The organism is Nocardia higoensis (assembly GCF_015477835.1).
GTDB classification, from domain to species: Bacteria; Actinomycetota; Actinomycetes; order Mycobacteriales; family Mycobacteriaceae; genus Nocardia; species Nocardia higoensis_A.
In genome coordinates this window covers 2,510,664-2,528,719 of the sequence record NZ_JADLQN010000001.1, presented here as the reverse complement: position 1 = coordinate 2,528,719, position 18,056 = coordinate 2,510,664, and the positions used below count along the sequence as shown (strand labels likewise).

Genomic DNA, 18,056 nt, shown 5'->3' with positions numbered 1-18,056 from the left:
GCCTCCTGGCGAATTCGCGATTCAGTACGCCCCGAACGGAATTCGGGGATCGTCAGCATGACATTGCGCACCGGCCGGTGTCTGTCGGTTCAGCATCCACCGACCGATTCGCTCAGCGTAGAACGACTTTCGCGCCGCTCGGGAATCGGTTGTCACCCACCGTCTTCACCGGCGCGTCGACGGCGGTCACCCGGAATTCGAACTCACCGTCCGGTACGGCCGCGCCCGTGGGCGCCGCATCCGGCTCGGGGGCAGCGGGCGGCGGGGGAACGGGCGGCACAGGATCGGTGTGCTGAGGATGGGAGTGCTGAGCAGCGGTGTGCTGAGGATGGGGCTGCTGGTGATCGTGCCGCTGATGGCCGGGATGTGATTGCTGGGAATGGCGCTGTCCAGGGGTCTTGTCGTTCATGGGTCGTTGCGGTGAACAATGTTTTCGGCTCTTCTTCGGGCGACGCCCAACATAGGATGAACACGAAAACATTGTCAACTGGTTTGGAGGTGATTGACAACCGGACTCATGTGGTCGAAGCTGGGGCCGACACGAAAGGAGGGGGATGAACGACACCCCACAGGTCACGGCCGCGGAGATCTCCCGGCTGGCCGGCGTCACCCGCGCCACCGTCAGTAACTGGCGGCGACGCCACCCCGACTTTCCGTCGCCCAGCGGCGGCAGCGACACCCGGCCGCTGTTCGAACTCGCCGACGTACGCGACTGGCTGCGCGAGCACGGCTACGAGGCGGCCGAGTCCCCGCTGCGCGAGCTGCGCACCGTCTTGCGCGCCGCCGTGCGACCGCAGGGCATTGCCGCCCTCATCGACCAGTTGCCCGCTCTCGCCGCCGATCCGCGTCCGCGCGAGGCCGACGACGAGGTGCTACGCGCCATTCGCGCCGCCGCGCACGCCGACGACCCAGCCGCCGTACTCGACGTGCTGGCCGAACGCGGCTTGGAGGAGAACCCCACCACCGGCGTCTATCCGACTCCTGAACCGTTGGCGGAGTTGATCGTCGAACTGATCCGCGGCGTCGAGGACGCTCGCGATACCGGCCTCGCGGTGCCCGCCGAAGTGCTCGACCCGGCGTGTGGCAGCGGTGCCCTGCTACGCGCCGCCGCGCAGGCCGGGGCGCGCGGACTCTTCGGCCAGGATCTGCTGGCGGTCCAGGTCCACCGGGCCCGAGCCCTGCTCGCTCTCGAAGCCGAGCGCAGAGCGAACTCCTTCGAAGCCCCGGGCAAGATGCTGGTCTCCGTCGAGGAGGGCGACAGCCTCACCGAGGATGCCTTCACGGGGCTCACCTTCGACGCCGTCATCAGCAATCCTCCTTTCCAGCAACGGGATTGGGGTGCCGACCGCCTGGCCCTCGACCCCCGCTGGGAATACGGCGTCCCCCCGCGCGTGGAGTCCGAGCTGGCCTGGGTCCAGCACGCCCTGTCGCATCTGCGCCCCGGTGGCCGCGCCGTGCTGCTGCTGCCACCCGCCGTCGCGATGCGTTCCAGCGGCCGCCGCATCCGCGCGAACCTTCTGCGCGCGGGCGCATTACGCGCCGTGATCGGCCTGCCTGCCGGGCTCGCCCCGCCTCGTCAGATCGCGCTGCAACTGTGGGTGCTGATCCGCCCCGCCCCTGATCTGCCCGCGCCCGACGAGGTGCTCTTCCTCGACACCGCCCGCCTCTGCGCCGACCAGGCCGCCAATCCGCCGGCAGACGCCCTGCCCTGGGACCAGCTCAGCCGCCTGGTCATCACCACCTGGCGCGCCTTCGCCCGCGGCGACCGCGAAGCCGCCGCCGCAGTCGACGCGGCCGCGGTGCTGCGTGTGATGGACGTCCTCGACGACGACGTCGACCTCACCCCCGCCCGCCACGTCCGCGCCGCCGTCGATGCCGACCGCACCGGTGAGGCCGTCACCACCGCCCTCCGCGATCTGCTCACCGAGATCGACGAGATACGCGCCGCGGCAGCCGAACTCGAATTCCTCACCACCGTCGACGCCCCCGCCTGGCGCACCGCCACCGTGCGCGATCTGGCCGCGGGCGGCGCACTGGAAGTCCTGAATCCCGGCCATGGCGCCGACCCGTCCGAGGCGGACCTCGGCACCCCCGCCCTCACCGGACGCGACGCCGCCACCGACAGCGACCCCAGCGGCATCGTCGACGACACCTGGCAGCGCGCCGTCGTGCGCATCCAGGGCAACGACGTGATCGTTGCCCTGGTCCACGGCGGCCGTGACCGCACAGGCAACGCTCGGGTGACACCCGAGAAATGGGTCGGCGCCGCCATCGGCCCCAACGTCATCGCCCTCCGCGTGGACCCCGACCGCCTCGACCCCTGGTTCGTGGCCGGTTTCGCCGGTGGTCCCGACACCGCCGCCTCCACCCTCGGCTCCTCGATCCGCCTGATGCCTCAGCGCATCCGGATCCCCCTGCTCCCGCTGCCCAGGCAACGCGAATACGGAGCCGCCTTCGCCCGCCTGCACCACCTACGCACCGCCGCCCGCCGCACCGACGACCTGGCCGCCCATATCAACCGCTTGGTCGTCGACGGCCTCACCGTGGGTGCGCTGGAGCCCGCCATCACGCCGGAGGGTGGGAAGTGAGCATCGTCGTCGCGGTGTAGTGCACGGCACGGCGGCACGGCGGCACGGCGGCACGGCGGCCACAGATCACAGAGGTTTCTCAGCGGCCCCACAATCCCGCGCGTTAGCGTTCAGGCGCGACGGAAAGGCAGCGGCGATGATCAACGCGAGAAACGGATTCCTACTACTCGGCGGAGCGGCGTCGATCGGGGCGGGTGCGCTGCATCTGTTCGCCGCGGGCCTGCACACCGAGCACGCCACCCTGGCGCGGCTCATGGTCGTGCTGGCGGCAGCGCAGTGCGCGGTGGGTGTACTCGCGCTGTCGAGCAATCGCCGATTCGTCGCCGTCTCGATGATCGGGGTCGATCTGTTCGCTGTCTCCATGTGGGCCTACACCCGGTTCGCCGGTGTGCCGTGGATCGACGGGTTGGATGTCGCGGAAGCGCCACAGATGCTCGACACCGTGTGCGCGATGCTGGGGTTGCTGGCCGTGGTGGGCGGCGCGGGTACCGCGCTGCTGCGGCCGCGAGCCCAGCTGCCCGCGCTGCGCACCGGGTTCGCCGCGGGGGCGGCGGGGGTGCTGGCCGTGGCGGCGATGCTCGACGGGGTCGGCCATGTGCACAGTCACGACGGTGGTCACGCGCACGCCGACCCGGCCGCACACGGTCACGGCGACCAGGACGTGGCAGCGCAGTGGCCGCGCCCGTTCGACCCGGCGCAACCGATCGATGTCTCCGGTGTCCCCGGCGTGACCGCCGAACAGGAACAGCGCGCGACCGCGCTGATCCGCAGCACTCTCGACAACCTGCCCGCGTTCGCCGGCGTCGACTCCGCCGGCGCGCTCGGCTTCCGGTCCATCGGCGACGCCGCCACCGGATACGAGCACTACGTCAACTTCGGCTACCTCCGCGACGACGGCTTCCTGGATGCCACCCGCCCCGAGTCGCTCGTCTACCGGGTCGACGGCGCGAACCGCACGCTGGTCTCCGCCATGTACATCGCCGACGGCAAGAAGATCGACGACCCCGAGCTGACGAACTACGGTGGGGCCCTGATGCAGTGGCACGTGCACGACAACCTGTGCTGGAAAGCGGGCGACAACGGTCCACAGGTCGCCGGTGTCACCGACGCCCAGGGCACCTGCCCGCCGCACTCGATCAACCCCGGTGCGGGCAATCCGATGGTGCACGTGTGGATCGCCGCGCACCAGTGCGGTCCCTTCGCAGCGTTGGAAGGTCACGGCGCCGGGCAGGCGGCCGCCTCGGCCGAGGGCCGCCGCACCGACACCTGCGCGCACGACCATTCCGGCCACCGCTGAGTTCTCGCCGCGCGGTGTCCTGGTTCGGCGTCCCGTCTGCCTCGGCGATCGCTCCGGCAGGGCGGCGCACGGCATCCATCCGGCCGGAATCCTCGACGACTCCGTCGACCAGGCGGCCGATCGGCGTGGCGATGCCCTCGCAGCCGTTCGCGTCACACCGCGACCGCAGCGGGGTCACTCATGCTCGCGCCCGCTGCTCGACGTGCCGAATCAGCTCGTGCATGCGGGGATCTGCGGCAAGCCGGCTGTCGAGCACGACATTGACCACGCCGCGCAGCAGCGCGTAGGGCCCCCACCCGAGCGGTGCGATGGTGCGCGGCGCGCGGCGGGCGATGCCGTCGGCGATGACGGTGGCTGCCTCGGTCGCGGTGATGCGGACGTTGAGCGGCCAGGGCATCAGCTCGTCGAGTTCGTGGCCGATGCTGTCGCGGTCGAGAGTGTTGTGCGTCATCTCGGTCTCCACGACGCCGAAATACGCGACGCCCGCCGTCGCGCCGAACCCGGCCAGCTCCACCCGCAAGGCGCGGCCCAACTGCTCGACGGCGGCCTTGCTGATCATGTACGGCGAGCCGGCCATGCCAGGGGTGAACGCCGCGCACGAGGAGACGACCACCACGTGTCCGCGTTGGGCGACGATCTGGTCCAGCGCCGGGTGCACGGTGTTGTACACGCCGGTGAGGTTGATGGCCAGCACTCGGTCGAACGCCGATCCGGTCATGGTGCGCAGGGTCGCGGGTTCGGGAACGACGCCCGCGTTGGCGACCACGATGTCCAATCGACCGAATTCGTCGAGCACCTGGGTGACAACGTTTTCCATCGCGGCCCGGTCGGCCACGTCCGCGCCGATGCCCACCGCGTTGGAGCCGAGTCGCGCCGCGGTGCCTGCCGCCGCGGCGGCATCGATATCGACCGCCGCGATACGGGCGCCGCGTTGATGCAGAATGGCTGCCAGTGCGCGGCCGATGCCCTGACCGGCTCCGGTGATCAGCGCTACCCGGCCGTCGACGTCGTAGCGCGTCGAGCCCAGGCCCGCGCGCCCGAGCAGTCCGGCGATGTCGATCATGCGTGCACCTCGTAGGATTCGGCGTCGAAACCGGCAGTGCGGCGGCGGTATTCGAAGCTCCAGTTCGGATACAGGCCGGCGTTGTGGCGGCCGTCGGGGGTGGTGTAGTACGTCTGGCATCCGCCGGTGAGCCAGACCGTGGACGTGCTGCGCTCCTGCATCTCCTCCACGAACCGCCGCTGGACCTGCGGACGCAGTTCCACACTGCGGGCGCCGCGGCGGCGCAGCGTGCTCAGGGCATCGACGATGTAGGTGATCTGGGATTCGATCATGTAGATGGCCGACTGGTTGCCCACCGCGCCGAACGGGCCGAGTGTGCAGAAGAAGTTGGGGAACCCGGCGAGGGTGATACCCAGATAGCTCTGCGGCTGCTCGTGATACAGCTGCGCCAGGGTGCGGCCGTCGCGCCCGTGGTAGCGGTCGAACACCGACGGGATCGGGTCGAAACCGGTGCCGAAGATGATGGTGTCGACCTCGTGCTCGGATCCGTCGCGCAGCACGATCGAATGCGGCCGTACCTCCGCGATGGACTCGGTGATCACCTCGACATTCGGCTGGTCCAGCGCCGGGAAGTACGCGTCGGAGAAGATCGCGCGCTTGCAGCCGATCACGTAGTCGGGGGTCAGCTTCTCGCGCAGCCGCGGGTCGCGCACCTGGCGTCGCAGGTGCAGCTTCGAGATGGCCTCGTAGGGGTGCCGGAAACGCTTGTCCACCAACGAGATCAGGCCGAACGCCTCGATCGTCGCGTACCAGCCGCCCCGAATCGTCTTCTGCATCATCGGCAACGCGCGCAGGAGCAGCTTCTCGGCTCCCAGCGTGGCGCGGTCCATCCGGGGGACGATCCAGGGCGCGGAGCGCTGGAAGAGCAGCAGGTTGCCGACTTTCGGCTGGATCTCGGGCACGAACTGCACGGCGGAGGCGCCGGTGCCGATGACCGCGACCCGCTCGCCGGTGAGGTCGTGGTCGTGGTCCCAGTGCAGCGAATGGAACGCGGTGCCCGCGAAGGTGTCCAGACCGGGCAGTTCGGGATACTTCGCCTCGGCGAAGACTCCGGCGGCGGAGAGCAGGTAATCGGCGGTGAGCGCGCCGCGGGAGGTTTCGATCCGCCAGAGCGAGGCATCCTCGTCCCAGCGGGCGTCGATCAGCTCCGTGCCGAACCGGATGTGGCCGACCACGTCGAATCGCTGCGCGACCGAGCGGATGTATTCGAGGATCTCCGGCTGCTTGCCGTAGGTCCGCGACCAGTCCGGGTTCGGCGCGAAGGAGTAGCTGTACAGGTGGGAGGGGACATCGCACGCGCAGCCGGGGTAGGTGTTGGCCTGCCAGGTGCCGCCGAGGTCGTTCGCGCGCTCCAGGATCACCAGATCGTCGAACCCGGCCTCGCGGAGTTTGATCGCCAGGCCGATGCCGCCGAAGCCGGCGCCGACGATGGCGATGTCTTTGTGCTCGATGGCTGTGCTCACCGGCGATTCCTTCTGTGTCTTGATTTTCTCGGACACCGTTGTCCTTTCGCGGGGATCAGAGATCGAGCACGAGTTCGTCGCCCGCCGCGCGGGAGACGCAGATGAGCATCCGATCGCCGCGCTCGGCGTCGGTCAGCAGCCGGTCGCGGTGGTCCACCTCGCCGGCGAGCACGCCTGCCCGGCAGGTTCCGCAGAACCCCTGACGGCAGGAGTAGGTGACGTCCGGTGCGACGCGGCGGATCGCGCTCAGCGCGGTCTCGTTCGCCTCGACCCGCACCGCCTTGCGTGAGCGGGCCAGTTCGATCCGGAACGGCCTGCCGTCGGTGACCGGGAGGGCGGAGAAACGTTCGGTGTGCAGGGAACCGGTGGGATCGAGTTCGAACTTGCACCGCTGGGCTGCCTCGAGCATGGGCGGGGGGCCGCAGACGTAGACCGCCGCGCCGGGCTCGGCACGGGCGATCAGCTCCTCGACTACAGGCACGCCGCGCTCGTCGTCCGGCCTGATGTCGGCGTTCGCGGGCAGTTCGGCCAGGAACGGCATGGCCGAGCGGGTGCGTCCGGTGTAGATCAGCTGTCCGCGCGCGCCCGCCGCCCGCGCCATCGGCAGGATCGGGGTGATCCCGATGCCGCCCGCGAGGAACAGGTAGGACGGCGCGTCGACGAGGGGGAAGGCATTGCGCGGCCCGCGGACGTGCAAGGTGTCGCCCGCCCGCAGCGTCTGGTGGATCTCCAGGGAACCGCCCTCCCCGTCGGCTATGCGGCGGACCGCGATCCGATAGCGGTGCCGGTCGGCCGGGTCGCCGCACAGCGAGTACTGCCGCTGACGGCCCGAGGGCAGGAACACGTCCAGGTGCGAGCCGGGCCGCCAGCTCGGCAGTTGTCCGCTGCCGGGCGCTCGCAGCGTCACGCCGACCACGTCATCGGCCTCCTGCGTCACGGACTCGACTACCAGATCGAGGTCGAAGCCCGCGCGCCGCACCGGGTTCGGCCGCGACAGTACGGTCGCGGCGGGACCCGACACGAACAGGTGCTTGTAGACGTCGATCACGCCGCCGAGCATCCGCAGCCCAGCGGGCACGTCGGTAGCCGCGCTCACTGCTGCGCCGCCCTGGCCGCGGGCGAGTGCGCGAGGTAGCGCAGCGCCGTGTCCATCGGACCCAGCTGGGAGGGGTGGAATCCCGGCCGCAGGTAGCGCGGGACCTCGGTGAAGAACGAGGTCCAGCTCGGGATCACCTTCCTGCGGGTGGCGCTGACGAACTGCCAGCCCCAGAACCGGCCCTTGTCCGGCGACGGGTCCTTCCGGTACATGTATCCGGCCGACAGGATGAACAGCGGCAGCAGCGTCGCGCTCGCGACCAGCGCCGTGCGGGCCTTGCGGGCGTAACTGCCGTCGACGTGCATGAACGCGTCGTAGACGACGCTGCGGTGCTCGACTTCCTCCGCGCCGTGCCAGCGCACCAGGTCGAGCATGGCCGGATGCATGCCCTTGCGCTCGAGCACTTCGGCGTTGAGCAGCCATTCGCCGAATACAGCGGTGTAGTGCTCCATGCCGGCGAACAGGCCGAGACGCTCCTTCAGCCATTCCTCCTTGGCGCGGCCGCTGAGCCCGTGATCGCCGAGGATTCGATCCACCGCCCAGCCGATCCTGGCGATATAGGAGTCGACGTCGAGACCGAGCGATTGCAGATGCTTGCGCGCGGCCTCGTGGGTGGCGGCGTGCATGGTCTCCTGGCCGACGAAGCCGGTGACCTCCTCGCGCAGGCGTTCGTCGTCGATGTAGGGCAGCGACTCGGCCAGCGCCTGCGCCATCGCCCGTTCGCCTTCGGGCAGCAGCAGATGCATCACGTTGATGATGTGGGTGGCCAGCACTTCGCCGGGGATGTAGTGCATGGGCACGGTGGAGAAGTCGAAGTGCACGTCGCGTGCGTTGATCGCGTGCGCCTCGTCGCGGTAGGGGCGCCTCGTTGCGCCTGCTGTCTCAGCCATGGAGCGAACGTACATCGCAACATTTTGCATTGCAATGTTGCAGCAACAAATTTTTCGAGAATGTTGCAGCCGGGGTCTGCTCTGTTAGCGTGGACGATGTGATCAGTGCGCCGAAAACTGCCTCTACCCGGGACAATGCCGTCGACGGCATCGAGGCGCGCATCCTCGACGCGGCGTTCGTCCGGTTCCAGAAGGTCGGCGTCAAGAAGACGACCATCGAGGACATCGCCCGCCAGGCGGGCGTCGACCGGGTCACCGTCTACCGGCGGATGGGCTCGCGCGACGATGTCGTGATGGCCGTGGTCGGCCGGGAGGTCACGGCCGTGCTCACCGAGCTCGCCGAGATCGCCGAGCGCCACGACACCGTGGACGACCTGGTCACCGACATTTTCGTCACCGTGCTCACCCGCTGGCGGACCAACCCACTCGTCGAGCGGATGATGGCGCTCGAGCCCGAACGCGTCATCATGAAGCTGACCGCCGAGGGCGCGACCACCTTCGCCATGTGTGTCGCGGCGACGGCGACGGCGCTGCAGCGCGCGGTGGATCGCGGCCTGCTGAGAGCCGCGCCGGACCTGTCCGTGCGCGCGGAGTTGATCTGCCGCATGGTGCATTCACTGATCCTCGCGCCCTACGGCGCGGGACAGTTCCACGACGAGGAAGAGATGGCGGCCTTCGCGCGCGCCTATCTGCTCCCCATCGTCAAGGGCTGAGAACCCGCGGAACGGGCGCCGCTACGTCTTCCGGGAAGCGAGATGCGCTGCCGCACGGGCGAAGTCGTCGCGGAGTTTCGCTTCGCGCGCGGCGCGGACGTCCGGATCCGGCGTGAACAGCGCTTGCTTGCTGGTGTGGTAGGTGGGGATGACGAGGAACTTCTCCGCGACGGCGGGGTTCTTGCGTTCGAAACGCCGCCAGGCTGTTTGCGCGTCGCCGCCGTGGGCCATGACGACGGTCAGCTCGGGCAACAGGGCGATGACGCGCTCGAGCGGCTCGAGGCCGCGGTCGATCTCGGCGGCGCTCGGCTTGCGATTGATGTACCAGGGATAGGTGTTCCAGGTCATCAGATCATCGACCAGCATGCCCGCTTCCTCGAAGAAGCTCAGGAAGCGTTCGGCGGATTGATCGTCGTTCTCCAGGGAGAGCATGCCGCTGCCTTTGTCCACCTTGGTCTTCGGACCGGGGTCACGGAACAGGGTGAGCAGACGCGCTTCGGTGCCGCCGTACACCGGGGCGACGTAGGGCATCCATTCGCCGGATTCTTCGACCAGTTCGTCGATGAGACGGTTGATCGGTGCGACGCGTCCCGCATAGCGGTCCGCGTACTGTGCTTGCCGGTACGCCGGGTCGCTCATGCGGCGGGCGACGAGTGTCGCCGTTCCGGTCGCCGCGGAACTCACGGTGACAGTGGCGGCCGCGAGTTCCGCGACCGCTTCCTCGGCGAGGACGATCTCGACGGCCGCGTTCTCCGCTGTCGGCGCAGCGGTCTGCTCGACAGCCGCCACGGGAGCGGGCTTCGGCGGTTCCACCGCTGCTGCCGGTTGCGGCGGCTGCACCGTCGTGGATTCCTTGTCCGCGGGCGAGATATCCGCTGGGGCGGCGTTCGCCGGGGCATCCGCCGGCTCGGCGACCGAGCCGTCTGCCCGCTTGGGTAGGAAACGCGTGAGCGTGGCTTTGGCCCGCTGAACGATTCCGCGGGGCGTGCTCTTGCCGATCGCCATCAGTGACACTCCGTTCCTGGTCGGCGGTTACGCCGACGGTATTGCTCGACCTGTCCGCAATGTCGGGTCGGTCGAATCATGAGAGTAGCGCTGTTGGTCTGCTGTCGCTGGCCCGACCTGCGTCGAACTCGGTACCCGAGTGCTGGTCATCGGGGCTCTTCGGCCCGGTGGAGCGTCCCCTTCGGACGGAAGCGAGCTTTCGCGACGGCACGCTGCGCGCGATCAGGGCGTGGAGTCGGATCGATCAGTCGGATGCGGGTAGGTCGGGAATGGATTCCGGTTGAAGTTGTTCCGTGGCGGGCTGCCTGCGCCACGCGTGCTCGGCCGCGCCGTTGCCGGTGATGAGCCACAGGCTGGTGAGGTCGTCGACGAGTTCTTCACGGGTGCAATCCAATTCGCCGCGCAACCAGCTCATGATCGTCTGGCCGGTGCCACCGATGAGGAAGGTCGCCGCGGTGTCGATGATGGTGTCGGTGCGGTCGCCCGCATTGTGGAGTATCCGGGCGTGCGCGACCAGCACGGCGGCGATGTGCCGCATGGCTTGGCTGCGTCGGTGCTGGACGGCCTCGCTCGCGCTCATCTCACCGAAGATCAACCGGGCCCGCCGGGGGTCGTCGGTGAGGTGTACGACGACCGCGGCGATGGTCGCACGGGCCAATTCGGCGATGTCGGTGTAGACGCCCAAGGCGGACAGTCCCGCCTCCTGCAGTTCGGCGAAGGTGTGGTCGACCGTGGCTGTCACGAGGTCGTCGAGGTCGGTGAAGCTCTCGTAGAAGTACCGCTTGCTCAGGCCCGCGCCGCGGGCGAGGCGGTCGACCGTCAGATTGCGCCACCCGCCCGGCAGGTCGGTCGCATCCAGCGCGGCTTCGATGAGGGCCTGGCGTCGCTGTTGAACCCGCTCGGCGCCGGTCTGCCCGGCATAGCTGCGTACCTGCGTGTTCGCCATCCTCGCATCATCCTGCGCGCCTCCGGCCGTTGACAAACGAGGATCTGGAACCATACAGTTCTACATGATATCTAGAACGAAATGGTTCTAGATACTGTTCGAAGGAGGACATCCATGGTGCGTGCGGAAACCCCTGATCAGGCGCGGCGGAGCCGGTCCCGTCTGACGACGCTTCGGGAGATGACCGGTACCGATCCGCGTCGTGCGCAAGAGCTCGCGTGGGAGTGGATACGCGAACTGGGCGACGCCGACGACCGAGCCGCTCTGGCGGAACTCTTCGGTCATGGCGTGGCGGAGGCTCCCCGCACCCGCACCGAAGGCATCCCGGTCGGCAGAATGCGCCACATTCCGCTCGAGGGCATCGCCAACGCGATCCTGGCGGCCAACTGCCCGTGGACCGGGAAGACCTTCCATCCCGGAGGCGGCGGCTACAACCGCGTCAAGTGGTGGGCGGCGCCCGCTGTGGCAGTGCTCAATCCGCGATGGATGCGCCGCGAGGGCGGGCAGGTGACGAGCTTCCCGTTCGACACCGCCGTCGCGCGCGGAGTGGTGGAACCGCACGTCGACGTAGTCGCGATCACCTACAACCGCCCGGAGTACCACAATCCTTCCGGGGTGGCGTTGCTGGCCGACGTCATCGACGAGCTGGTCCAGATCGTGCCAGGTGTCTACCTGGGGCGTGCGACCGTGCCCGGGCCGTCCGGAGGTCATGTGCTGTCGGGCTACTTCGCCCTGCGGCCCGAACTCGGTGGTCGCTGATCATGGCCATCGATCTCGAGGGCGCGGTCGCGTGTGTCACCGGCGCGGCACGGGGGATCGGCCGGGAAACCGCGCGATTGCTCGCCGAGCAAGGGGCGCAGGTGTGGATCGGCGACATCGACGCCGCGGTCGCCGATCGGACCGCGCGTGAACTCGGGGTCCGGGCACACCGGCTCGACGTCACCGATCCGGCATCGTTCCAGGAGTTTCTCGCCGCGCCGGGGCGCCCGGTGTCCATGCTGGTCAACAACGCCGGTGTCATGCACGTGGGGCGTTTCGTCGATCTCGATGTCGGCGAACACCTTCGGGAGATCGCGATCGACCTCACCGGTGTCGTCATCGGCATGCGACTGGTGCTGCCCACGATGATGGCGCGCAACACCGGGCACATCGTCAACGTGGCATCCATGGCAGGCAAGATCACCGTCCCCGGTGCGGCCACCTACAACGCGAGCAAGTCCGCGGTGGTCGCGCTGTCACGGGCAGTGCGCGCGGAGATCGCGCATACCGAGGTCACTGTCTCCACAGTCCTGCCCTCCGCGGTGCGCACCGAGCTCACTTCCGGCCTGTCCACCCGCGGCGTGCCGACTCTGGACCCTGTCGACGTCGCCGCGGCGATAGTCGATTCCGCCAGGAGCGGGCGCCGCGAGATCGTCCTGCCGCGCTGGGTCGGCGCGATGGGGGTCGTCGAAGAAGCCGTGCCGGAAGCGGTCATGGATCGGCTGCGCGGGCTGGTCGACGGTCGGCGGTTGCTCGACGGGGTGAATCACGCCGACCGAGCCGGGTACATCGCGCGGTCCTGATTTCTCCGCACGCGACGTGCCGGTTCAACGGCCGTACAGCCAGTCGGCGACGTGGACGGCGCAGGCGAGGTGGACATCGCATTCGTCGGCCACGCAGTTCGAATGCAGGCGAAGCAGTTCCACCGCGCGGCTGTAGTCGAGCCCGATGACCCTGACCTTGCACATGGTCTCGACCCGCGCGTCGTCTGCGTGGACGTAGTCCGGCTCGGAGGTCACGATGGTCCGCCGGGTGACGAGGGCAGCGACATTTCTCCTCTTCCGTGCGGTTCCGATCGGGTAGAAGCCGGGAGGATCGCCGCGACGAGCGCGAATGCCGCGGCGGCGGACGTATCGTCTCATCGTTTGTGCCCAGGTACTGTCATCTGTTCGGGTGAAAGGGAGCGGGATCGTGGCAGGCGCGGCATTTCCGGCGGGGGCATTTCTGTACGGCGGACTGCGCTGGCGTGACGACGGCAGCTGGTACCACCAGATGATCTCCCCGGACGGCTCGTTCGAGGAGATACCCGGCGCCGGTCACCGGCTGGCCTTCCGCATCTGTGATGAAAAGCGCTGGTGTCTGGGCTATTTCACCTTCGACGGCGGTGTCGGCGATCGGCTGCCGTGTGCGCGGGGCGCCGAGGTGACCAGCGGCAGGCAGTGCGACCGCTGCCGGCTCCGCGAGGGCTTCTCGGTCGTGCACCGGCATCGCGGCGCTCTGGCGGAACTGCCGCTGCAGATCCGCGAATACATCGGGCAGCCGCACCTGCTCTATATCGCGTGCTTCGGCAACGGGGAATGCAAGGTGGGCACCGCCACACTGACCCGGCGGAACAAGCGGTTGTACGAACAGGGTGCCCTGCTGGCGCGTTTCGTGGCGTCCTCGCCCGACGGACTGCATGTGCGCGAACTGGAACGGCTGGTGTCGGCGGCCGGGCTCGCGGAAGCGGTGACCATCAGGGCCAAGATGGCCGCCCTGACCGGGGTGCTGGAGGACTGGCCGAAGCTGGAACGCACGCTGGAGACGGCGGTCTCCCAGGCGGTGGACCAGCTTCCCGCCGGCACGACGATATTGTCCGAGCCCTGGACCGGGGGCAGGCGGTTCTATCGTCGGCTGCAGGAATACGGGCGGTTCCTCGAGGTAGCGCCGCCGCCGAGCGGGCCCGGAGAGTATGTCCTCGACGCTGTCGACGCGCACGGGCACACTTTGCTTTGCCGCGAGAGCGACGGATCGGCGGAGCTGGTACTGGTCAACGAATCCCCGTTCATCGGGCGGCGGATCACGCTGGACGATGCCATCGAGAACAAACCTTCCGCGACGCAGATCGGCCTGTTCTGATCGAGCGGAACAGCTCTGCCGAGGACGGTTTCGGCCACCGGAGGGCCCCGCTCTGCGTCGGCGTCGCGGAACCCGGCCCGCGTTCGAGTGGACATCCGCGGCCCGATACGGTTCGGTGAGCGGGGACGCAGGGTCCACCGGAGCGAACGGGCGCGAAAAAAATTGACGACGGTATCCGCCGGAGGGCCGGTGGCCCACGCCCCGGCGCGTGGAAACGGTAGCGACTATGCGGTATTGCTTCGACGGGTCCGCGATGCCGGGCTGATGGAGCGGCGGCCGTCGTATCACCTGGTGCGGACCGCCGTGGTGGCGGGGGCATCGATCGTCGGATGGGGCGTGTTCTTCGTACTCGGCGCCACCTGGTGGCAGCTGCTCACCGCCGCCTTCCTCGGCGCGATCCTTCCGCAGTTCGCCTTTCTCGGCCACGATGCCGGGCATCGGCAGATCTTCGCGACGCGGCGGGCGAACTACCTGTACGGGCTGCTGGTGGGCAATCTCGGTATCGGGGTGAGCATCGGATGGTGGACCAGCAGTCACAACCGTCACCATGCCCATCCCAACACCGAAGGCGCCGACCCGGACATCACCGGCGTCCTGGTGCATTCCGAGGAGCGGGCGCGCGCCGAACGCACCTTCCGGCGCTGGATCTTCCGCTATCAGGGCTGGCTGTTCTTCCCGCTGGTGTGCCTGGAGGCGTTCAGTCTGCACAACAAGAGCGTTCGGGCGGTGCTCGGCGGTGACATCCCGAACCGGCTCGCCGAAGGTCTGTTGCTGTTCGCGCATCTGGCCGGGCTCGTGGTCGTGGCGTTCGCCGTGCTGACGCCGGTGCAGGCGGTGGCGTTCCTCGCCGTGCACCAGGCGGCATTCGGGTTCTACATGGGGTGTGTGTTCGCGCCCAATCACAAAGGCATGGCCGTCTTCTCGGCCGAGGACACGGTCGACTATCTGCGCAGGCAGGTGCTGACCTCACGCACGGTGCGCGGTGGATGGGTGCTGGACGCCGCCATGGGCGGGCTCAACTACCAGATCGAGCACCACCTGTTCCCGTCGATGCCGCGCGGCAATCTCCGGCGCGCCCAGCCCGTGGTCATCGCGTACTGCGCCGAGATCGGGGTGCCCTATCACCAGGTCGGGCTGATCGACTCCTATCGGCAGGCGGTGGGATTCCTGCATCGGATCGGCCTGTTCGCTCGATCACGGAGCTGACGTCCGAAACACCGTCCCGCTGTCCGCCGATTATCCGACTGTGCGGCCGATTCGGCTCGCCGGTGTGGGTCCGTCGGGCAGTTGGAGGACAGACACCCGGCTCGCGGAATGGCAGCATCGGAGCCGGGTCGTCCTCGAACCGAGGGCGGCCCCGAGAAAGGGGTAGCAGGGGAAATGGCACACATCGTGTGGTCGCTACGGATCGTCTCGTGTTCGCGGTGCTCGGGGACCGGCGGATACATCGACGTCGGTTCGTGGATTCACTGTCCGGCGTGTGGAGGAACGGGACAGCGATAACCGCGCAGACGAAGGGACTCCTGGAAGGCGTCGTGACGATGCTCTTGCCGGGAGTCCCCTTGACCGGTCGGGAAGCGGGGCGTCAGTCGCCCGCGGAGAGGCTCGGCAGCAGCGCGCCCAGGCCGCCGCTGCCGACCGCGGACCCACTGTCGCCACCGGTGGGCGGCGGGGTGCAGTCCTCGACAGCCACGGTGACGGACTTCTTGCTGATCACTTCCTGCACGGCCTCGAGGGTGTGCTCGCCGGGGGAGGCCGGTGTCCAGGAGAAGACGGCCTTGCTGTCGGAAGGCTTCTTCTTGCCGATCTCGACGCCGTTGTCTGTCAGGGTGACGTCGAAGAGGAACGAGGTCACGGTGGTCTCGACGGTGACGGTATAGGTGTCACCGGCGCAGAACGTGACGCCGGCGACGCTGACGCCGGTGACCAAGGCGTTCGCGTTCGGTGCCGCGAGCACCGCGACAGCGGCCAGGGCGCCGAACGCGGTCGTGCCGACGCCGGCACGCTGGGACTTCTTCATGAGTGGTACTCCTTCGCATTGCCCGCATCGAGGGCGAGCAATGCGAAACGCTAGTACTTCGCTTTTGTGTGCGTAGTGGTTTCGCGAAGAATTCGCGAGCCCTCAGATCACGCCGAGGGCGAGCATGGCGTCGGCGACCCGGATGAAGCCCGCGATATTGGCGCCCGCGGTGTAGCTGCCGGGGGAGCCGTACTCGTCGGCGGTCTCCAGGCAGCGGTCGTGGATGCCGCGCATGATCTCGGCCAGGCGTGCGTCGGTGTACTCGAAGGTCCAGGAGTCGCGGGAGGCGTTCTGCTGCATCTCCAGGGCGCTGGTGGCCACGCCGCCCGCGTTGACCGCCTTGCCGGGGGCGAAGGTGACATTCGCGTCGGAGAGGGTGCGCACGGCTTCGGGGGTGCACGGCATGTTCGCGCCCTCGGCGACGACGGTACAGCCGTTGCGGACCAGCGTGGCGGCGGCGTCTTTGTCGAGCTCGTTCTGGGTGGCGCACGGAAGGGCGATGTCGCAGGGAACATCCCAGATCGACTGCTTGTCGACGTAGTGCGCCTCGCCGCGGCATTCCTCGGCGTAGACGCTGATGCGGTCGCGACGGGCCAGCTTGATGTCCTTGATCAGGTCGAGGTCGATGCCCTTCTCGTCGACGATGTAGCCGGCCGAATCGGAGCAGGCCACGACCAGGCCGCCGAGCTGCGCGACCTTCTCGATGGCGTGGATGGCGACATTGCCGGAACCGGAGACGATGACGCGCTTGCCCTCGAAGCTGTCCGAGCGCGAGCGCAGGATCTCGTCGACGAAGTAGACGGTGCCGTAGCCGGTGGCCTCCGGGCGCACCTGTGAGCCGCCCCAGGTGAGGCCCTTGCCGGTGAGCACGCCGGACTCGTAGCGGTTGGTGATGCGCTTGTACTGGCCGAACAGGAACCCGATCTCCCGGCCGCCGACGCCGATGTCGCCCGCGGGCACGTCGGTGTACTCACCGATATGGCGGTAGAGCTCGGTCATGAACGACTGGCAGAACCGCATGACCTCGCCGTCGGAGCGGCCCTTGGGATCGAAGTCGGATCCGCCCTTGCCGCCGCCGATCGGCATGCCGGTCAGCGAGTTCTTGAAGATCTGCTCGAAACCCAGGAACTTGACGATGCCGAGGTAGACGCTGGGGTGGAAGCGCAGTCCGCCCTTGAAGGGCCCGAGCGCGGAATTGAATTCCACCCGGAAGCCACGGTTGATCTGCACGCGGCCCTGGTCGTCGACCCACGGCACCCGGAAGATGATCTGGCGTTCCGGCTCGCACAGCCGCCGGATGATCTCGCCGTCGGTGTACTCGGGATGCTTGGCCACGACCGGGCTGAGACTCTCCAGCACTTCGTAAGCAGCCTGGTGGAATTCCGCTTCACCGGGATTTCGGTGCAGGATCTCCTCGTAGATGTCGCGCAGCCTCGCGTCCAAGTCAGCCATGAGCCGATCATCCTCCCCGCCGTATCCGGCGAACTCACCGGGCCGCGCCCGGGTGTGTGAGGTCACTGTTGCGCCGGGACCTCCTCGGCGGTCGCGCAGTGGCTGTTCAGGGCGACTCGCACCCCCCCGGTTGTGCCGACCCGCTTCACCTCGATCGTGCGACGAATCAGAGCAGCCGATTGTGCGGGCAGTAGGCGTGGATGGCGGCCTCCAGGAACAGATGTGGGTATTCCACTGTGCCGGTGGCGGATTCGGCGAGATAGATGTGGTCGGCGGGGCGGTTGCCCGCGGTGTCGAGATAGGCGCACTGACTGCGGGCGAGTTTGATGGCGGCGTTCTGGACCGCCGCGGATTCGTCGTCGAAGAAACTCTCTCGCAGGAATTGGCGGTCGACAAGCGTGTGGGCACCGGAATGCGTTGCGGCCGAAGGCATATCGGGCGTCGCCACGGCCGGTGTGCCGCTGCCGGACAGCAGGGCCGACAGTCCGAGCGATAGCGCGGAAAAGGTGACAAGAGTGGGGAGGGAGCGGGAACGGAGGGGGTGCGTGCGCATGTGTCCTTCTGCTGGCCGAGAGCGGGTTGATGACACCGGGCGCGGTGAACGCTAGCGCTGAAAACGCAGGTAGGAGGGATTTTGCCGCAGATA

18 protein-coding genes are annotated in these 18,056 nt (G+C 68.3%); 7 read left to right on the top strand and 11 right to left on the bottom strand.

Features of this window, described 5'->3' with window-relative positions; all coding sequences use genetic code 11:
* Positions 1-112: 112 nt before the first annotated feature.
* Entirely contained in the window at positions 113-409 is a 297-nt protein-coding gene (locus tag IU449_RS11465; RefSeq protein ID WP_195001789.1) for a hypothetical protein, read from the bottom strand.
* A 145-nt stretch (positions 410-554) separates the two neighbouring features.
* Between IU449_RS11465 and IU449_RS11460 the strand changes: the two genes are divergently transcribed.
* Both IU449_RS11460 and IU449_RS11455 read left to right on the top strand, forming a co-directional pair.
* The gene (locus IU449_RS11460) at positions 555-2,588 is read left to right on the top strand and encodes an N-6 DNA methylase (RefSeq protein WP_195001788.1); all 2,034 of its coding nucleotides are present in this window, start codon (positions 555-557) and stop codon (positions 2,586-2,588) included.
* Between the two features lie 136 nt (positions 2,589-2,724).
* A complete protein-coding gene (locus IU449_RS11455) occupies positions 2,725-3,885 on the top strand; it encodes a hypothetical protein (RefSeq protein ID WP_195001787.1) in 1,161 nt (386 codons plus the stop codon).
* A 178-nt stretch (positions 3,886-4,063) separates the two neighbouring features.
* Here the strand turns inward: IU449_RS11455 and IU449_RS11450 are convergent, their stop codons facing one another.
* The 4 genes from IU449_RS11450 to IU449_RS11435 are packed head-to-tail and all read right to left on the bottom strand — an operon-like array spanning position 4,064 to position 8,397.
* On the bottom strand, positions 4,064-4,948 hold the full coding sequence (locus IU449_RS11450) for a short-chain dehydrogenase/reductase (protein ID WP_195001786.1): 885 nt from the start codon (positions 4,946-4,948) through the stop codon (positions 4,064-4,066).
* A complete protein-coding gene (locus IU449_RS11445) occupies positions 4,945-6,411 on the bottom strand; it encodes a flavin-containing monooxygenase (RefSeq protein ID WP_195001785.1) in 1,467 nt (488 codons plus the stop codon). Before IU449_RS11445 ends, IU449_RS11450 begins: the two co-directional genes overlap by 4 nt.
* Before the next feature lie 55 nt (positions 6,412-6,466).
* A complete protein-coding gene (locus IU449_RS11440) occupies positions 6,467-7,471 on the bottom strand; it encodes a PDR/VanB family oxidoreductase (protein WP_195002501.1) in 1,005 nt (334 codons plus the stop codon).
* A 32-nt stretch (positions 7,472-7,503) separates the two neighbouring features.
* Complete coding sequence (locus tag IU449_RS11435) at positions 7,504-8,397, bottom strand: metal-dependent hydrolase (RefSeq protein WP_195001784.1); 894 nt, start codon at positions 8,395-8,397, stop codon at positions 7,504-7,506.
* A 98-nt stretch (positions 8,398-8,495) separates the two neighbouring features.
* Here IU449_RS11435 and IU449_RS11430 point away from each other — a divergent pair, with 98 nt between their 5' ends.
* The gene (locus IU449_RS11430) at positions 8,496-9,110 is read left to right on the top strand and encodes a helix-turn-helix domain-containing protein (RefSeq protein ID WP_324188188.1); all 615 of its coding nucleotides are present in this window, start codon (positions 8,496-8,498) and stop codon (positions 9,108-9,110) included.
* Positions 9,111-9,131: 21 nt separating this feature from the next.
* On the opposite strand, the gene IU449_RS28990 is transcribed toward IU449_RS11430, so the two are convergent.
* Together IU449_RS28990 and IU449_RS11420 are read right to left on the bottom strand one after the other, a co-directional pair.
* The gene (locus IU449_RS28990; RefSeq protein WP_228803910.1) at positions 9,132-10,115 is read right to left on the bottom strand and encodes a uracil-DNA glycosylase; all 984 of its coding nucleotides are present in this window, start codon (positions 10,113-10,115) and stop codon (positions 9,132-9,134) included.
* A 244-nt stretch (positions 10,116-10,359) separates the two neighbouring features.
* A complete protein-coding gene (locus IU449_RS11420; RefSeq protein ID WP_195001783.1) occupies positions 10,360-11,061 on the bottom strand; it encodes a TetR/AcrR family transcriptional regulator in 702 nt (233 codons plus the stop codon).
* A 180-nt stretch (positions 11,062-11,241) separates the two neighbouring features.
* On the opposite strand from IU449_RS11420, the gene IU449_RS11415 reads away from it, so the two are divergent.
* Both IU449_RS11415 and IU449_RS11410 read left to right on the top strand, forming a co-directional pair.
* Positions 11,242-11,820, top strand: a complete 579-nt coding sequence (locus IU449_RS11415; RefSeq protein WP_195001782.1) for a hypothetical protein — start codon at positions 11,242-11,244, stop codon at positions 11,818-11,820.
* Between the two features lie 2 nt (positions 11,821-11,822).
* Positions 11,823-12,623, top strand: a complete 801-nt coding sequence (locus IU449_RS11410; protein ID WP_195001781.1) for an SDR family NAD(P)-dependent oxidoreductase — start codon at positions 11,823-11,825, stop codon at positions 12,621-12,623.
* 24 nt (positions 12,624-12,647) lie between these two features.
* Here the strand turns inward: IU449_RS11410 and IU449_RS11405 are convergent, their stop codons facing one another.
* Positions 12,648-12,839 carry a hypothetical protein gene (locus IU449_RS11405; protein WP_228804684.1) on the bottom strand — a complete coding sequence of 64 codons (192 nt, stop codon included), beginning with the start codon at positions 12,837-12,839 and terminating at the stop codon, positions 12,648-12,650.
* 94 nt (positions 12,840-12,933) lie between these two features.
* On the opposite strand from IU449_RS11405, the gene IU449_RS11400 reads away from it, so the two are divergent.
* Together IU449_RS11400 and IU449_RS11395 are read left to right on the top strand one after the other, a co-directional pair.
* Positions 12,934-13,938 (top strand): DUF2797 domain-containing protein, encoded by a 1,005-nt coding sequence (locus tag IU449_RS11400; RefSeq protein WP_195001780.1) that lies wholly within the window; start codon positions 12,934-12,936, stop codon positions 13,936-13,938.
* Between the two features lie 234 nt (positions 13,939-14,172).
* Positions 14,173-15,144, top strand: coding sequence for a fatty acid desaturase family protein (locus IU449_RS11395; RefSeq protein WP_228803907.1), 972 nt, complete (start codon positions 14,173-14,175; stop codon positions 15,142-15,144).
* A gap of 379 nt (positions 15,145-15,523) precedes the next feature.
* Here IU449_RS11395 and IU449_RS11390 read toward each other — a convergent pair whose 3' ends face one another.
* The 3 genes from IU449_RS11390 to IU449_RS11380 form a co-directional block, all read right to left on the bottom strand.
* Positions 15,524-15,958: a hypothetical protein gene (locus IU449_RS11390; RefSeq protein WP_195001779.1), complete on the bottom strand. Its 435-nt coding sequence runs from the start codon at positions 15,956-15,958 to the stop codon at positions 15,524-15,526.
* Positions 15,959-16,060: 102 nt separating this feature from the next.
* Positions 16,061-17,410: an NADP-specific glutamate dehydrogenase gene (gene gdhA, locus IU449_RS11385; RefSeq protein ID WP_195001778.1), complete on the bottom strand. Its 1,350-nt coding sequence runs from the start codon at positions 17,408-17,410 to the stop codon at positions 16,061-16,063.
* A 166-nt stretch (positions 17,411-17,576) separates the two neighbouring features.
* Positions 17,577-17,963 carry a DUF732 domain-containing protein gene (locus tag IU449_RS11380; RefSeq protein ID WP_195001777.1) on the bottom strand — a complete coding sequence of 129 codons (387 nt, stop codon included), beginning with the start codon at positions 17,961-17,963 and terminating at the stop codon, positions 17,577-17,579.
* Positions 17,964-18,056: the final 93 nt, after the last annotated feature.

Bases quoted from the DNA above. Each gene is read 5' to 3' on its own strand.
- IU449_RS11455 (WP_195001787.1), top strand. From the start codon at position 2,725: ATGATCAACGCGAGAAACGGATTCCTACTACTCGGCGGAGCGGCGTCG.
- gdhA (WP_195001778.1), bottom strand. From the start codon at position 17,410: ATGGCTGACTTGGACGCGAGGCTGCGCGACATCTACGAGGAGATCCTG.
- IU449_RS11465 (WP_195001789.1), bottom strand. From the start codon at position 409: ATGAACGACAAGACCCCTGGACAGCGCCATTCCCAGCAATCACATCCC.
- IU449_RS11400 (WP_195001780.1), top strand. From the start codon at position 12,934: ATGCCGCGGCGGCGGACGTATCGTCTCATCGTTTGTGCCCAGGTACTG.
- IU449_RS11440 (WP_195002501.1), bottom strand. From the start codon at position 7,471: ATGCTCGGCGGCGTGATCGACGTCTACAAGCACCTGTTCGTGTCGGGT.
- IU449_RS11450 (WP_195001786.1), bottom strand. From the start codon at position 4,948: ATGATCGACATCGCCGGACTGCTCGGGCGCGCGGGCCTGGGCTCGACG.
- IU449_RS28990 (WP_228803910.1), bottom strand. From the start codon at position 10,115: ATGGCGATCGGCAAGAGCACGCCCCGCGGAATCGTTCAGCGGGCCAAA.
- IU449_RS11380 (WP_195001777.1), bottom strand. From the start codon at position 17,963: ATGCGCACGCACCCCCTCCGTTCCCGCTCCCTCCCCACTCTTGTCACC.
- IU449_RS11390 (WP_195001779.1), bottom strand. From the start codon at position 15,958: ATGAAGAAGTCCCAGCGTGCCGGCGTCGGCACGACCGCGTTCGGCGCC.
- IU449_RS11415 (WP_195001782.1), top strand. From the start codon at position 11,242: ATGACCGGTACCGATCCGCGTCGTGCGCAAGAGCTCGCGTGGGAGTGG.
- IU449_RS11435 (WP_195001784.1), bottom strand. From the start codon at position 8,397: ATGGCTGAGACAGCAGGCGCAACGAGGCGCCCCTACCGCGACGAGGCG.
- IU449_RS11420 (WP_195001783.1), bottom strand. From the start codon at position 11,061: ATGGCGAACACGCAGGTACGCAGCTATGCCGGGCAGACCGGCGCCGAG.
- IU449_RS11410 (WP_195001781.1), top strand. From the start codon at position 11,823: ATGGCCATCGATCTCGAGGGCGCGGTCGCGTGTGTCACCGGCGCGGCA.
- IU449_RS11460 (WP_195001788.1), top strand. From the start codon at position 555: ATGAACGACACCCCACAGGTCACGGCCGCGGAGATCTCCCGGCTGGCC.